Annotated in this window: 15 protein-coding genes; 5 read left to right on the top strand and 10 right to left on the bottom strand. The window is 43.5% G+C overall.

The window, feature by feature from the left end; translation table 11 throughout:
- Positions 1-290: 290 nt before the first annotated feature.
- Positions 291-647 carry a hypothetical protein gene (locus tag O9X84_RS18475; protein ID WP_032095839.1) on the top strand — a complete coding sequence of 119 codons (357 nt, stop codon included), beginning with the start codon at positions 291-293 and terminating at the stop codon, positions 645-647.
- A gap of 129 nt (positions 648-776) precedes the next feature.
- Here the strand turns inward: O9X84_RS18475 and O9X84_RS18470 are convergent, their stop codons facing one another.
- On the bottom strand, positions 777-3074 hold the full coding sequence (locus O9X84_RS18470; RefSeq protein WP_269521147.1) for a TonB-dependent receptor: 2298 nt from the start codon (positions 3072-3074) through the stop codon (positions 777-779).
- Between the two features lie 161 nt (positions 3075-3235).
- Positions 3236-4225, bottom strand: coding sequence for a GlxA family transcriptional regulator (locus O9X84_RS18465; RefSeq protein WP_269521146.1), 990 nt, complete (start codon positions 4223-4225; stop codon positions 3236-3238).
- Positions 4226-4375: 150 nt separating this feature from the next.
- Here O9X84_RS18465 and O9X84_RS18460 point away from each other — a divergent pair, with 150 nt between their 5' ends.
- From O9X84_RS18460 to O9X84_RS18445, 4 genes are all read left to right on the top strand, one after another.
- Positions 4376-6178 (top strand): acyl-CoA dehydrogenase, encoded by a 1803-nt coding sequence (locus O9X84_RS18460; protein ID WP_269521145.1) that lies wholly within the window; start codon positions 4376-4378, stop codon positions 6176-6178.
- A gap of 80 nt (positions 6179-6258) precedes the next feature.
- Positions 6259-7026: an SDR family NAD(P)-dependent oxidoreductase gene (locus O9X84_RS18455; protein WP_269521144.1), complete on the top strand. Its 768-nt coding sequence runs from the start codon at positions 6259-6261 to the stop codon at positions 7024-7026.
- A gap of 52 nt (positions 7027-7078) precedes the next feature.
- The gene (locus O9X84_RS18450; RefSeq protein WP_269521143.1) at positions 7079-7840 is read left to right on the top strand and encodes an SDR family oxidoreductase; all 762 of its coding nucleotides are present in this window, start codon (positions 7079-7081) and stop codon (positions 7838-7840) included.
- Between the two features lie 48 nt (positions 7841-7888).
- Complete coding sequence (locus tag O9X84_RS18445) at positions 7889-8350, top strand: YaiI/YqxD family protein (RefSeq protein WP_269521142.1); 462 nt, start codon at positions 7889-7891, stop codon at positions 8348-8350.
- Positions 8351-8393: 43 nt separating this feature from the next.
- On the opposite strand, the gene O9X84_RS18440 is transcribed toward O9X84_RS18445, so the two are convergent.
- The 8 genes from O9X84_RS18440 to O9X84_RS18405 form a co-directional block, all read right to left on the bottom strand.
- A complete protein-coding gene (locus O9X84_RS18440; RefSeq protein ID WP_269521141.1) occupies positions 8394-9563 on the bottom strand; it encodes an iron-containing alcohol dehydrogenase in 1170 nt (389 codons plus the stop codon).
- Positions 9564-9652: 89 nt separating this feature from the next.
- Positions 9653-9982, bottom strand: a complete 330-nt coding sequence (locus tag O9X84_RS18435) for a DUF1801 domain-containing protein (protein WP_269521140.1) — start codon at positions 9980-9982, stop codon at positions 9653-9655.
- A 61-nt stretch (positions 9983-10043) separates the two neighbouring features.
- Positions 10044-10718, bottom strand: a complete 675-nt coding sequence (locus O9X84_RS18430; protein WP_269521139.1) for a hypothetical protein — start codon at positions 10716-10718, stop codon at positions 10044-10046.
- A 161-nt stretch (positions 10719-10879) separates the two neighbouring features.
- A complete protein-coding gene (locus tag O9X84_RS18425) occupies positions 10880-11461 on the bottom strand; it encodes a helix-turn-helix domain-containing protein (protein ID WP_269521138.1) in 582 nt (193 codons plus the stop codon).
- Between the two features lie 185 nt (positions 11462-11646).
- On the bottom strand, positions 11647-12015 hold the full coding sequence (locus O9X84_RS18420) for a DUF3703 domain-containing protein (protein WP_269521137.1): 369 nt from the start codon (positions 12013-12015) through the stop codon (positions 11647-11649).
- 270 nt (positions 12016-12285) lie between these two features.
- The gene (locus O9X84_RS18415; protein ID WP_032095849.1) at positions 12286-12537 is read right to left on the bottom strand and encodes a superinfection immunity protein; all 252 of its coding nucleotides are present in this window, start codon (positions 12535-12537) and stop codon (positions 12286-12288) included.
- A 251-nt stretch (positions 12538-12788) separates the two neighbouring features.
- A complete protein-coding gene (locus O9X84_RS18410) occupies positions 12789-13292 on the bottom strand; it encodes a TFIIB-type zinc ribbon-containing protein (protein WP_269521136.1) in 504 nt (167 codons plus the stop codon).
- Positions 13279-13527 carry a hypothetical protein gene (locus tag O9X84_RS18405; RefSeq protein ID WP_269521135.1) on the bottom strand — a complete coding sequence of 83 codons (249 nt, stop codon included), beginning with the start codon at positions 13525-13527 and terminating at the stop codon, positions 13279-13281. The genes O9X84_RS18410 and O9X84_RS18405 overlap by 14 nt, the downstream gene beginning before the upstream one ends.
- Positions 13528-13550 lie beyond the last annotated feature (23 nt).

Raw genomic sequence — 13550 nt, 5'->3', positions numbered from 1 at the left:
CGGTAGGAGTTAATTTACTTATTGCGTCACCAACAATGGCGATATGAAGTATGCAGGAGCCGTATACGAGGCCCGTACGTACGGTTCTGTGAGAGGGATGAGGCGGTGACGCCTCACCCTACTCGATTTGTTTGCATTTCGTACGAATATACATATACTGTATATATACAGTGTGGTTTAAAATGATTCGAGTTAAAATAGTGTCGCCCTTTCTTACTTCTGCAACTATGTAGAAAAACTATGTAGAAAGCGTGTTCCGATGATGATTAAGCTTTGGCAGGAGAGACGATATGCAAACAGGTATTAAGTCAGTAGATACGTTAATTACTAAATATGGCATTTTAGTGAGTCCTGGTGCAGATGAATTTCAACGTCGTGTACGACTGACTGGCGGTGACGAAAGAGCAAACAACTTACCGTTTTGCATGTACCAAAAAGTAGCGCATGCGCCGTTATCGAAGTGTTTTAATGTTCACCACTTCTACTTGCCTTCACATAAAGGAAAGCTGGCTAGTTTTTTATTTGACGAAAAAGGTAACCTCATAGAACAGGTTTACTATCAACGTGTGGCGCGTTGGGTGAAAGTATGCAGAAAGTTAGAACAGTTAGTAAGACGTGGTAAGCAAGACGTTCAGTTAGCGGCATAATTGGAGAACTTACGCAGATAGAATCGCGCAGTGTTTGTAACCCGCATAAAAAAACGGTAGCCAATTGGCTACCGTTTCTATTTATTATAAAAAGCTAGTTATTACAAAAGCTATTTGTTAATAAATGGCTTAGTAATATGTGTATTTAAACTCTACACCCCAGATGCGAGGCTGGTTAACAATACCGGTCAGGTTATTGAAGTCGATAGCGCCTTTAACGTTATCTTCGTCAGTAATGTTGCGACCAAATAGGGCTACTGTGTAGTTATGAGCGAAGTTTTCGTAACCTACGCGCAAGCCACCTTCAAAGTTATTGTCGGTAGTAAACTCAACGGATTCGTATAAGAAGATGTTGGTTTCGCCTTGGAATGCCCAATCGGTAAATACGAAGAACTCACCGTCGTCACCCATAGGAATGGTGTAGCGAGCAGTAAAGTTAAAAATTGACTCAGGAGCCTGTGGGAACGGGTTGCCGTCGATAGATGCAACAAAACCGTCAGGGCGTGGGTCAGTTACTGTACAGTTACCAGTAAACCCTGAACCTGCATTAGTACCGCATGGTTCTATAGTTAGTGAATCATCTTGTATTTCTGTGTGGTTGTAGCTGTAACCTGCTGTAAAGCTAAGCTCATCAGTGGCTAACCATTGTGCATCAAGCTCAAAACCGTAGGCTTCACCTTTATCGGCATTAACTAGCGCAGTGAAGTTATTTCCGCCACCGATTGCAGAGAACTGCATATCGTCAACTGTGTAGTAGAAAGCGGCAGCGTTTAAGCGCAATGAGTCGTCAAGTAGGTCAGACTTAAAACCAATTTCAAATGAATTAATGGTTTCTGAATCAGCTACAGAAGGCGCGCCTTCAAATGCTACGTCACGAGCTTGAATTGTTTGTGCTCTAAAGCCGTTTGCATAACGTGCGAACACAGACATGTCGTCTGTAATACGGTAGTTTGCACTTAATTCGTAGCTCGCTTGACCGTCACTTACATTCACGTCGTCATAGTTTTGTACCTGACATTCTTTGATGCCATCACCGTTGAAATCAGCTACTAAGCAAAAGCCACCAACATTTTGATCGCCTACCACAAGGCTCTTAGAGTCGTGGGTGTAACGAACGCCGGCGGTTACGTTTAGCTTTTCGTTTACTTGGTAAGAGCTTTGACCAAATAGCGCCCAAGTTTGGTTTTCGTGGAAAACCGTTGAAGCGCCATATAAGCCATCGATACTAGTAACGTTAAATGATGCATCGTAATAAAATGCACCTAGTTGCCAGTTCATTGCGTCTGTAGTGTTACTAGAGATACGGAACTCTTGAGTGTATTGCTCAAGATCGTTCAGCTCATCTTTAGTCACAGCAGAGAATGGTATAAACCCAGGGCCAGATGTGCCGTCTGCGTTGTTAAAGCCGCCGTCAACATCACCAAGGCTTGAACCGTCAGCCGTTTCTAGTGCTGAGATTGACGTGAAAGTAACGTCGTCCATGTCATATTCAAGTTTTAGTGATGTACCAAAACCTTCGTATGCTTGTGGGTTGTTGTCGATACCGTCGCCTTCAAGATCACCGTCATAGAATACCGTTTCACGATCGTAGTTAGCGTTTAGGTCGTTGCTGCCTTTGTCGAAAACGTTGGCACGGAAAATAGACGCTGTACCTTCAAGGTCGCGACCATGCACGTTTAGTAGTGCTGAGAAGTCTGCAGAAGGTTCCCAAAGAAGTTGTAAACGGTAAGCTTTTTCGTCATAGCCACCAATTGCATCATCTTCGCCTGTGAATGCGTTATCAATATAGTCATCGCGATCTTGCGATAAAACAGATAAACGAGCAGAAAGATCGTCAGTTAAACCACCGCTGATTGCGCCTTCAAAGTTCATTGTACCAAAAGAGCCGAAGCCAGCTTTGGCATAACCTTCAAGATCCTGAGTAGGCTTAACGGTGTCAAATTTGATAATACCTGCAGTGGTATTACGACCGAACAGTGTGCCTTGTGGACCGCGAAGTACTTCTACTTGTTGAACGTCAAACAGTGGGAAGCTTTTTAAAACCACGTTTTCCATTACCACTTCGTCCATGATAATAGAAACAGGTTGTGAAGCGGCAAGGTCGAAGTCGGTGTTACCCAAACCACGAATATAAAAACGTGGTGCTACGCGACCATTTGATGATTCAGCGTAAAGACCCGGAACGCGAACAGCTAGTGCAAGAATATCTTCACCGCCAGAGAAAATGCTTTCGAACTTCTCGCCGCTTAAAGTAGCAACAGAAATAGGCACTTCTTGAATAGACTGTGTACGCTTTTGCGCGGTTACAGTAATCTTTTCAAGGGCTGATTCTTTCTTTTCAGTCGTTGCAGCTTCTTGAGCTAATGCCGACGTGCTAAAAGCAGCGCTGATAGCTAACGCTAATGACGCGATTTTATATGAACTCATTTTTTCACCAAGATGATTGTGTCAGTTTCTTTGTAGTGTCATGCGCTTGTTATTTTTGGATTTGCGCAGTGGGCGCGAGTTTACCTAAATTTATAAGAAAATGCTGCAGTTTTTAGCGAAATTACCTTTAATTTGAATATCAGTCGAAATGATTATATGGGCTAATTACGCTTAAACTTCGCTCTGTATTGGGATGGTGAAAGGCCCGTTATTTTTTTAAATAAACGGGTAAAAGAGCTTAAATCTTCGTAACCCACGGCATTAATAATCTTCTCTAAAGAAATTGCGGTGGTTTCTAATAGCTTTCGAGCCTGCTCTATTCTCAACGACTGAAGATATTGCCCAGGCGTTGTGCCGCAGGCAAGCTTGAAACGCCTAGTTAATGTGCGCTCGGTCATGTTATGGGTAGTTGCTAACGCACTCACAGAAATAGTGTCGGCGAGGTGTTCTTCTATGAATGACTGTACCGCCATAATATCTTCATCAGTATGAAAACGGCGTTGCCGACTGCTTGCATAAGCAGTTTGATTGGTTCTAGAGAAATCGAGAACGTGGGATTTTGCGGTGTCACTGGCAATCTGATGGCCGCAGTAACGTTCTATAAGCAGGATTGCTAAATCTATCCACGCCATACCGCCACCGGCACAATAAATATTATCCTGCTCCGTCACCATCTTCTCAGGTTGTAAATCCACGTTGTGGTATCGCTGTGTAAACTTATCGGCATAGCCCCAATGGGTGGTTGCTACTTTCTCGTCTAACAAGCCCGTCTCTGCTAATAAGAAGGTGCCAGTGCAGTTTGCCGCTATATCAGCGCCTACTTTATGTAAGCGTTTAATATGCACCAGCTGTGGCTGATTTTCAGTGAGCACAGCGTCAATATCGCCACCTATAGTGGGGATAAGCAATATATCGGTATGACTCACATCTTCAATGGCAATATTTGGAGTGAGAGTAAGCTGATTTGAACAATGAAAAGGCAGTCCATGGGCGCTAGCAAGCTGAACTTTAAACTTCTGTGAGGTGGGCATATTGTGGATTCGTTGCCAGCTAATTCCCGCAAAAGCGAATACATCAAGTGCCCCAGTAATCGCCGAGGCGAGGGCGTGATTAAAACCAAAAACGGTGACAGTAAACGGGGCGTTATTCATACAACTTATTCATGAAGGTAATGCGACTTATGATATTTAATTAGTTTAAGTGATTGATGGCTGTTTTGACCATTATTGTGTCATTAATGACAATAATGGCACGATAACGAATATGACACAATGCGTTAACAATTATTCGTGGAGACGAACATGGCTGATCAAATTATTCCCCGCAGAGAAATGCAATTCCAGTTATATGAAGTGCTAGACACAGAAGCGCTTTGCTCAAAAACACGATTTGAAGATCATAACGTAGAGACATTTAATGCCGTTGTCGATATGGCAGAAAAAATGGCAGAAGAGCTTTTCCTTCCTCACAATGCCATTGCAGATAAAAACGAGCCTACGTTTGACGGTAAAAAAGTGACCATGATTGACGATGTCAAAGTGGCCTTTGATACCTACAGAGAATCGGGTTTTATTGCCGGACATTTTGATTATGAAGACGGCGGTATGCAGCTACCTGTTACCGTAATGAATGCGTGTGCTGGCTATTTCCTTGCGGCAAACCCATCAACCACGTCGTATCCGTTCTTAACTGCGGCAGCTGCGAACGTAATTAAGCACTTTGCCTCAGACGAGATCAAAAATGCGTTTTTACCTAAAATGCTCACCGGTGATTTTACCGGCACGATGGCGTTGACAGAGCCACATGCAGGCTCTGCACTTGCAGACATTCGCACCACAGCGAAGCCTCAAGAAGACGGTAGCTATCGGGTAAAAGGCAGTAAAATTTATATTTCAGGCGGTGAGCACGAGCTTTCAGACAATATTGTTCACCTTGTTCTGGCAAAAATTCCTGGTGGCCCTGCTGGCGTTAAAGGCATATCGCTTATTGCTGTGCCTAAGTTCCGATTAGATGAAGAGGGCAACCCGAGCGATCGAAACGATGTGTCACTCGCTGGTCTAATCCATAAAATGGGTTATCGCGGCACTACCTCTACGGCGCTTACTTTTGGTGATAACGATGATTGTCACGGCTATTTAATTGGCGAACCTCACCAAGGCTTGCGCTATATGTTCATGATGATGAACGAGGCGCGAATTGGGGTTGGTTATGGTGCTGCCATGATTGGCTATCGCGGATATCGTTACTCTCTCGATTATGCAAAAGACAGAACCCAAGGCCGTGCTGCTCCTAATTTGGCGCCTGAGGATGATCCAACGCCAATCATTAATCATGGTGATGTTCGCCGTATGTTGCTAGCGCAAAAGTCGTATTGCGAAGGCGGTATGTCTCTTTGCCTTTACGGCAGCATGTTGATAGACGAGCTAGAAACAGAACAAGATGAAGCCAAACGCACCGAGCTTTCTCAACTGCTCGATTTGCTGACACCGGTATTTAAAGCTTGGCCGTCAGAATTCGGCCCTAAAGCCAACGACTTGGCCATACAAGTATTAGGTGGAGCAGGGTACACCCGCGAATATCCAGTAGAGCAGTGCTGGCGTGATAACCGTTTAAACCCTATTCATGAAGGAACGAACGGTATTCAGGCTCTCGACCTGCTTGGCAGAAAGCTATGGCAACACGAAGGTAAAGGCCTTCAAGTGCTACTTGCTCGCGTAACCACTGATATGAAGCGAGCGGAGACTCCCCGTGCTCAAGCCATTGCTAAAAAACTAAAGCCCTATCTCGATAAGCTAGGGGAGTTAATTCAACAAGCGGCTGGCGACTTACGTTCAGATAAACAGTCTGTACTACTCACTAACGCAAGCTGTTTCCTTAATGTGTTTTCTAGTTGTGTGGTTAGCTGGATATGGTTGCGCCAGGCCAATGTGGCAGAGCAGGCGTTAACTCAAGGTGCCAAAGGCCAAGACGTAGACTTTTATGAAGGCAAGCTTGCCGCTGCGGAATACTTTTTAAGTTGGGAATTACCGCTAGTGCAAAGAGACATCGAAGTATTATCGTCTCAAGACACAACGTGCGATAGCGTAAAAGCAGCCTATTTCTAAAAAAAAACTAGAATGTGCTTCACAACCAAATCATGGTAGTGAAGCACAAGTATCGCGAATAAAAACGTGGAGCAAAATGCATGAACGTAGCGGCAAATGTACAAGATAAACATATTTTAATTACGGGTGGTGGCTCGGGAATTGGCGCGGCATCTGCAAAAGTGTTGTGTGAGCGAGGGGCACTGGTTGGGGTAGCAGATCTAAATCTAGACAATGCCAAAGCCCTTGCTGAAGCGTTATGCCAGGCTGGCGGTAAAGCCTATGCAGTTGCGGTAGACGTCACCGACCCTGAGCAAGTTAAAGCCATGTTTGAAACGGCGTATTCACGGCATGAAAAAGTAGACGTGGTGATTAACAATGCCGGTATCGATCACTTTCCTGCGCCTCTCACCGAGGTAGACGATGCCATGTTTATGAAAAACATTCAGGTTAACCTCGCTGGTGTGTGGTATTGCATGAAAAATGCCCTTAAGCATATGACTGCAACCGGCGGCGGCCATATTATTAACATAGCCTCTGTTGCTGGCCTTCGCTCTGCGCCTATGATCAGTGCCTATAGCGCGTCGAAGCACGGTGTTATCGGTCTTACCAAGTCGGCAGCTGTAGAGTATGCCCGAGCTAACATTCGCATTAATGCAGTATGCCCAAGCTTTGTCGATACTCCTATGGTTCAAGGCGTACTGTCTAAACTCGATGAACGCGGTCAAAAAGGCTTAGTGGGCGCTAATCCAATGAAGCGCTTGGGTAAACCAGAAGAAATTGCCAATGCTATTGCGTGGTTATGTAGCGATGAATCGTCGTTTATGACAGGCCAATCAGTAGTACTTGATGGCGGTATGTTAGCTTAAAAGGCAACACAGAAATAAATACAGCAAAGAACACAGAATAAGGATTATAACAATGAAAGATTTATTCGATTTAACAGGAAAAGTAGCACTAGTAACAGGCGCAAGCCGTGGTATTGGTGAGTCTATTGCACGTTTGCTAGCTCAGTATGGCGCTCACGTTATTGTTTCAAGCCGCAAGATAGACGGCTGCGAAGCGGTAGCTTCATCTATTCGCGATGCAGGCGGTAAAGCAACAGCATTGGCCTGTCATGTGGGCGAAATGGAGCAAATTACTGAAACTTTTGCCACTATTAAGCAAGACTTCGGAAAGCTGGATATTTTGGTGAATAATGCCGCGGCAAACCCGTATTTCGGACATATTCTAGACACCGACCTTGGCGCTTACAACAAAACCGTAGACGTCAACATTCGTGGCTACTTCTTCATGTCTATTGAAGCGGGCAAAATGATGAAAGAGCAGGGCGGTGGCGTAATATTAAATACGGCCTCGGTAAATGGTGTAACCCCAGGTGACATGCAAGGTATTTACTCTATTACCAAAGCAGCGGTGATAAGCATGACCAAATCATTCGCGAAAGAATGCGGCAGCTTAAATATTCGCGTAAACGCATTATTGCCAGGTTTAACCGACACTAAGTTCGCTTCTGCGCTGACTTCTAACGATCAAATTTTAAAGCACGCGCTTAAAGTGATTCCACTTGGCAGAGTGGCCGATCCTGATGAAATGGCCGGCACCGTGTTATACCTTGTTTCCGATGCGTCTACCTACACCACAGGCACGACAGTGGTGGTTGATGGTGGTATGCTTGCGTAAGGAAATGAATTACGTATAAGCGCTTAAAAAGCGTATAAAGGTGACACAATGCATATATGGGTAGACGCAGACGCGTGTCCCGGTGCAATTAAAGAAATTTTATTTAAGGCAGCCCGACGCACTGGGCTGCCTTTATCTTTAGTTGCCAACCACTCAATGTCGGTTCCACCCGACAAACACATCACACTCACCGTAGTTCCCTCGGGTTTTGATGCGGCAGATGACTATATTGTAGAAAAAATTGAAGCGGGTGATTTAGCGATCACCAACGATATTCCGCTGGCAGCGGACATACTGGCTAAAGGTGCGAGTGCAGTAAATACCCGTGGTGATGAATTTGATAAATCATCAATACGGGCAGCGCTAACAATGCGTGATTTCATGGATACCATGCGTTCTAGCGGTGAGCACACTGGCGGGCCAAAAGCGTTTTCTCAGCGTGATAAGCAAAATTTCGCCAATGCACTAGATAGACTGCTTATGCAGGGAATTAAGGCAGCAAAAAAATAACCTCACTGCCTGCTGTTACAAGTATTGTTGCTATCAACATATGCTAGGCATACGCATCGCGGTAAAGCTGCTCTAATTCTTCAGGCTTAGGCACTTTAGGATTATTAGCCGGTGAGCCGGAAGCCAGCGCTTGTGACGCCATCAATTCGATTATGTTGTCGTAGGGCGCTTTTTCGATGCCAAATGAAGACATGGTAGGAACGTCAAGCTCACGATTTAAATGGTGCAAAAAGTCGATGAGCTTTTCATGCGCATCTTCATGAGTACCAGTGTTACCTGGCTCGCCAGTTAAACCTAAATGATGAGCAACCTCAGCATACTTAGATGGACTTCCCGAAAGCGAATACGCTGTAACTAAAGGCAGAAGCATTGCGTTACTCATGCCGTGGGGAACATGAAAATGCACGCCAAGCGGCCTGCTCATACCGTGCACCAATGCAACTGACGCGTTTGAGAATGCTAAGCCAGCCAAGCTTGCGCCCAGCATCATGGCCTCTTTGGCTTTAATATCATCTGGTTTTTTGCATGCGGCAATAAGGTGTGGGGCTATCAATCGCATAGCGGCAATGGCCTGTTGATCGCTAAACGGGTTGGATTTTCTACTCACATAAGCTTCAATTGCGTGAGTAAGGGCATCTAATCCCGTATCTGCCGCTACCCGATAAGGTACTGACAGCGTAAGTTCATAGTCAAGAATGGCCGCTTTAGGCATTAACCCCGGGCCCATACACAGCATTTTTTCCGCAGATTGTGAGTCGCTGATCACCGTTACCCGCGTACACTCAGACCCTGTACCTGCTGTGGTTGGAATGGCGATAATTGGAATACATTGCTCTGAAACTACACGGGGTACTTTGTAGTCTCTCATGTGCCCGCCGTGAGTTGCCAAAAGTGCAATGGCCTTGGCGCTATCAATTGCGCTACCACCACCAAGTGCAATTATGCCATCACACTGCTGCTGTTTAACTAGGGCTACCGCACCATCGATAGACCTATCGTCGGGCTCGGGCATTACATCACTAAAAACATAGATGTCTTTAGCATAAGCTGAAAGCGATGACGTTATATTTTCCACTTTGCCTAGGGTTACCATTATTGGGTCGGCAATAATACACGGCCGTTTTACACCCAAGGTAGCAAGCATATCCTGAAGCTGTGAAATAGCGCCTCCACCCACTTTCATAATGCTTGGCAAATGTATATCTACAGTCATGTGTGCTCACTCAAAAATGTTATATTTAATATACCGTTAACAGTATCATAACATTGAGTGGCAGCACACTTACGACTTTGGTATTGACCTTAAAATGCGGATGCCTGGCATAAAAGCGATTCAATGTAGGGGTAGTCAATTTCATCTACACGTTTAAAATTAATATGTCGCCTATATTTTCCAGTGCCACATAACATATTACGTTCATCTACCAGTTGAGGGCCATGACTGAATGACAGCTGTACATGGGCCGAATAAATAAAAACACCGCAAAACTGACCTTCTTTTTCATCTGGCTTCAAGGTAAATAGGGTGCCGCCGTATTTATTGACTGTTTTACTATCCGGTACGCAAACTTGAATAAAAGCTTCAAGTTCATTGGCAAGTGACACTAGATCTAACGCGCTATTGTTTTCCATTGAATTACTCGTTTAGTTGATGTTGCGGTTAGGCGCACAAAAGCTATTCATCGTATGCGGTTTACCTATTATCAGTGTAAATCAGTCCTTCACTTTTAGATATGTAGCCAAGTGCAATCATCTGAAGAACACACAAAACGCAAACCATAGATATTGAGACAGAAGAGGGGATACCCATTCCGGCAAGAAAAAGAATTGGCTCTGCATAATTACCCCCTATAAAGATAAGATGTTGCAGGCCAAAGAAAACGGGAAATATTGTATAACTAAGTATGTCGTAAAATAAGAACGCGCCAAATACAGAAAAAGTGCGAACAATACCTATTGGCTTACAAAACCACAGGAAAAGAGTACAGAGCAGCGAAACAGCGTATGTGATGCCACTCCCCATGACGCCAACTATTGGTGGCAAGTAATTGTTATTGTTTGGGTGTTCTAACATTATTTTAAGCTGCGGGTTTACGCTTATATAATGCGGGTTTACGGGATATTCGACTACAAGGCTGGTAGTTTCCGGTATGAAAGTTACATACGCTAAGGCATGTTCAGGCCAATAAGAAGAGAATGACCATGCGCTTATATCTAGCGGCACTTCTATACCAGGCCATACGTGAATACTAGGCGTTCCTAATCCATAAACCTGACCAGTGAATGCATGGCCAGCTTCATGAATTAAAACAGTAATAATAAAATAAATAAAAGCGATGCTTACAAATGAAAACGTCCTTTTTAACATTCTGTTTGAAGCTCCAGTCAAGCTACAACGCTCCAACAATGGCCACCGCGGAAGCTTAAGTAAAAGTATCAAAGCTATAATTTGCTATCGATCGAAATACTTTTTATTTATCATTGATAAAGGTATTATTATCAATGGGTTAGGTTGCCCTTTATTTAATTTCAGATTTTTTTCCTAAACAGCTGAGGGCTTTTGCTCACTAAAAAGATAACAGAACTAAATACTGAGAGGGTTATCAGCATAGGTAAAATCATTGCTTCACCAAAATTTCCTAGAACTGCAAAAATAGAAAACACTGAAACGTAAATGAAGCTCGCTCTAAACTGTGACTTTGCAGTGGTCTCGATGGGTAAACCCGCATCGAAAAACCAGTTAAATACACAGTAAATAATACCAAAAACAGCAAGTAAGTTAGCAACGAAGGTTATTGGGTTCGATACATCAAAAAAATAGCCTGTAAGAGAAATACCCGTTGAGGCAGCAATCAAAAGTAAAAATACGCGATTAAACTTTTTACTCTTTGATGGCGAATGAGTAGGTGACAGCTCCAATTCTTCCATTGAAATTTGTAAGGTAGCAGATAAACATTTTTTTGTTTCCACCGACGCCTTACCTTCAGACTCGACTCGTTGAATCGTTCTCAGGCTTAAGCCAGATGCTAAGGCAAGCTGCTCTTGTGACCATCCTGCCTTCTTTCGTAATTGCTTAATTAACGTCGAATTTACCATTAATTCCGTTTCCATTTTTGTTTCCCCTGATGGTTTAAAAGAGGAATTTAGTATCTAGGGTTTAGTGATATTTACTACGTCAATTGCCCGCCACGGTATGACAGGAGGCCGCCACGGCTATATATAGCAAGCCTTAATACGCTTCTTGCCTAGGCTCTTCACCAGAAGAAGCAACATCGAGAAAATTATCGATGGCCTAATTAAACCTGCCCCTTGGCTTTTAAAATAGCGTGCTGAATCTCTGCTTGAATTGGTAGCGTTTTAAATGGGCTAATGTTCGAGCCACCGGTATTTCCCGCGGGCACTAAACCTATAGCTGTTTTGGTTGCAGCTCCAATAATGCGAAAAACTTGCCCAAAACACTCTTTTGCATCTTTCTGCCGAAACGCCCAGCCAAACATGAGCATATGAGCCTTCACATGGCACCATGTAGATTCTTGTCCTAATACATGCGCAGTTTCAAGATGACGAAAAGAGGCGGACACATTGCCGTTTGCTTCCTGTTTTGCGGCCATAGCTATCTCTGCCTGTACGCTATCAGCTATATTTTTAGAGAATTGACTCGGCATACGTTCATCCTGTTAGTAGCGTAAAACTAATTGGTTACCAAGGTGAATTGGGGCCTATTGGCTTTTTACACTGGCTAAAATGCAAAGCTAAGTGGCTGCTGCGACACTCTTTAAACCAATACGACGATTAGGTAATTTATATACTGAATTATATTTTGGTGAATGTAAATAAATTGAAATAGGCCTTATACATAGAATAAAGCCGAGCTCAATTGCCGAAACATTTTAGTTTCGCACGTGTCGACATCAGCACTTATTTTTCAGTGCTGCCTAAGCTTCATTTTTTATTTGATGGGCGTGTTTGGAAAATACTTTTCCTGTAGTTGCCCAAATTAAAACACCTACCCATGCAATAACAGAAAAGCCGGCAGGAATGCATGCTAGCACTATATATTTAAAGTGTTTTCTATTAAAAATAAGGGCTAGCATAGCTGGGAGAAACCACAATACGATCACGCCGAGAATTACAAACCCTATAAATGCGTAGTTGCCACTTTCCAAAACTGTGTTGATATATTCCATTCTTTTTCTGCCCTTAAAATTAGCTCAAAGTTGATGATATAAGCTGTGATATTCAGCTTTCAAACTAAGTAGTCTTTAAGCTGAAGAATTTATTACACAGAAAAAAGAATTATTTATTGGGTTATGAATGTTGAGTAGGAGTTCGTAGGCAAATATGTGTCGTTTCTAATTAAGCGTTACTTGTGAAGTAAAGCGTTTAAGTAAACTAGTAAGCATTTAGTGCCCTTTAATCACGCGCGTCTCATAAGAGCCTACCAACTATTAGATATATAAGATGCTAAATCAAAAAAAGCATCTACCTTATCGCTGCGGCGATTCCAGTTATCGTGTTGGTGAGGCATGCCTTTTATTTCTACTCTTTCATGCTTCTTCATTAGCTCGTTACGTAGCAAGGCACGTTCCTTTTCATTCAGCATTAGCGACTGAATTTTTCCGAGTTCGCCGGTATCTAACCAAATAGCTCCGCACCCTGGGCATTCGTCAATTTCCACTGCATGCAAAGGACTATAAAATCGCTGCAGCATCACTTTATCTGGGCACTTAGGGCATCGTATGCGCTTGTCCTTCGACACCAGCTCACAATGAAATTGGCTTAAATGCTTAGCTAAAACGTTGCCTCTTTTATCTTGAGGGTTTTCAAAGTGACTCAGGGTATTATTTTCCAATAACACGCCGCCGCATGCTTCACTGTAATAAACGGGGACTTTGCCTACACTGACTTTCTTTAAAGTGGTGTGCGTTCTAGGGCATTTCATTGTTCAACATTTCCGTACATTCGGCATCATTTCTTAGTTGTTTAATGCAGCGAACTAAAACTGATATGGCTACAATCCCACCGCAAAGTACACCAACCTGAGCAAATGATAGTTCGATTGAGCCTGTGGCATACAGACTACCGAGTGTAGAACCAAGTACAAACACGGCAGCAATAAACGCCACCGCGGCAATAACTAACAGTAACCAGGTTCCTGTTTTTTTCAAATTAGACATACTACTTCCATTATTTTTCTTTT

The organism is Alteromonas sp. BMJM2, assembly GCF_027257845.1.
Lineage (GTDB): Bacteria > Pseudomonadota > Gammaproteobacteria > Enterobacterales > Alteromonadaceae > Alteromonas.
This window is presented reverse-complemented; position numbering and strand designations above follow the sequence as displayed.

Bases quoted from the DNA above. Each gene is read 5' to 3' on its own strand.
- O9X84_RS18475 (WP_032095839.1), top strand. From the start codon at position 291: ATGCAAACAGGTATTAAGTCAGTAGATACGTTAATTACTAAATATGGC.
- O9X84_RS18415 (WP_032095849.1), bottom strand. From the start codon at position 12,537: ATGGAATATATCAACACAGTTTTGGAAAGTGGCAACTACGCATTTATA.
- O9X84_RS18430 (WP_269521139.1), bottom strand. From the start codon at position 10,718: ATGTTAAAAAGGACGTTTTCATTTGTAAGCATCGCTTTTATTTATTTT.
- O9X84_RS18425 (WP_269521138.1), bottom strand. From the start codon at position 11,461: ATGGAAACGGAATTAATGGTAAATTCGACGTTAATTAAGCAATTACGA.
- O9X84_RS18405 (WP_269521135.1), bottom strand. From the start codon at position 13,527: ATGTCTAATTTGAAAAAAACAGGAACCTGGTTACTGTTAGTTATTGCC.
- O9X84_RS18445 (WP_269521142.1), top strand. From the start codon at position 7,889: ATGCATATATGGGTAGACGCAGACGCGTGTCCCGGTGCAATTAAAGAA.
- O9X84_RS18450 (WP_269521143.1), top strand. From the start codon at position 7,079: ATGAAAGATTTATTCGATTTAACAGGAAAAGTAGCACTAGTAACAGGC.
- O9X84_RS18460 (WP_269521145.1), top strand. From the start codon at position 4,376: ATGGCTGATCAAATTATTCCCCGCAGAGAAATGCAATTCCAGTTATAT.
- O9X84_RS18455 (WP_269521144.1), top strand. From the start codon at position 6,259: ATGAACGTAGCGGCAAATGTACAAGATAAACATATTTTAATTACGGGT.
- O9X84_RS18420 (WP_269521137.1), bottom strand. From the start codon at position 12,015: ATGCCGAGTCAATTCTCTAAAAATATAGCTGATAGCGTACAGGCAGAG.
- O9X84_RS18470 (WP_269521147.1), bottom strand. From the start codon at position 3,074: ATGAGTTCATATAAAATCGCGTCATTAGCGTTAGCTATCAGCGCTGCT.
- O9X84_RS18465 (WP_269521146.1), bottom strand. From the start codon at position 4,225: ATGAATAACGCCCCGTTTACTGTCACCGTTTTTGGTTTTAATCACGCC.
- O9X84_RS18410 (WP_269521136.1), bottom strand. From the start codon at position 13,292: ATGAAATGCCCTAGAACGCACACCACTTTAAAGAAAGTCAGTGTAGGC.
- O9X84_RS18440 (WP_269521141.1), bottom strand. From the start codon at position 9,563: ATGACTGTAGATATACATTTGCCAAGCATTATGAAAGTGGGTGGAGGC.
- O9X84_RS18435 (WP_269521140.1), bottom strand. From the start codon at position 9,982: ATGGAAAACAATAGCGCGTTAGATCTAGTGTCACTTGCCAATGAACTT.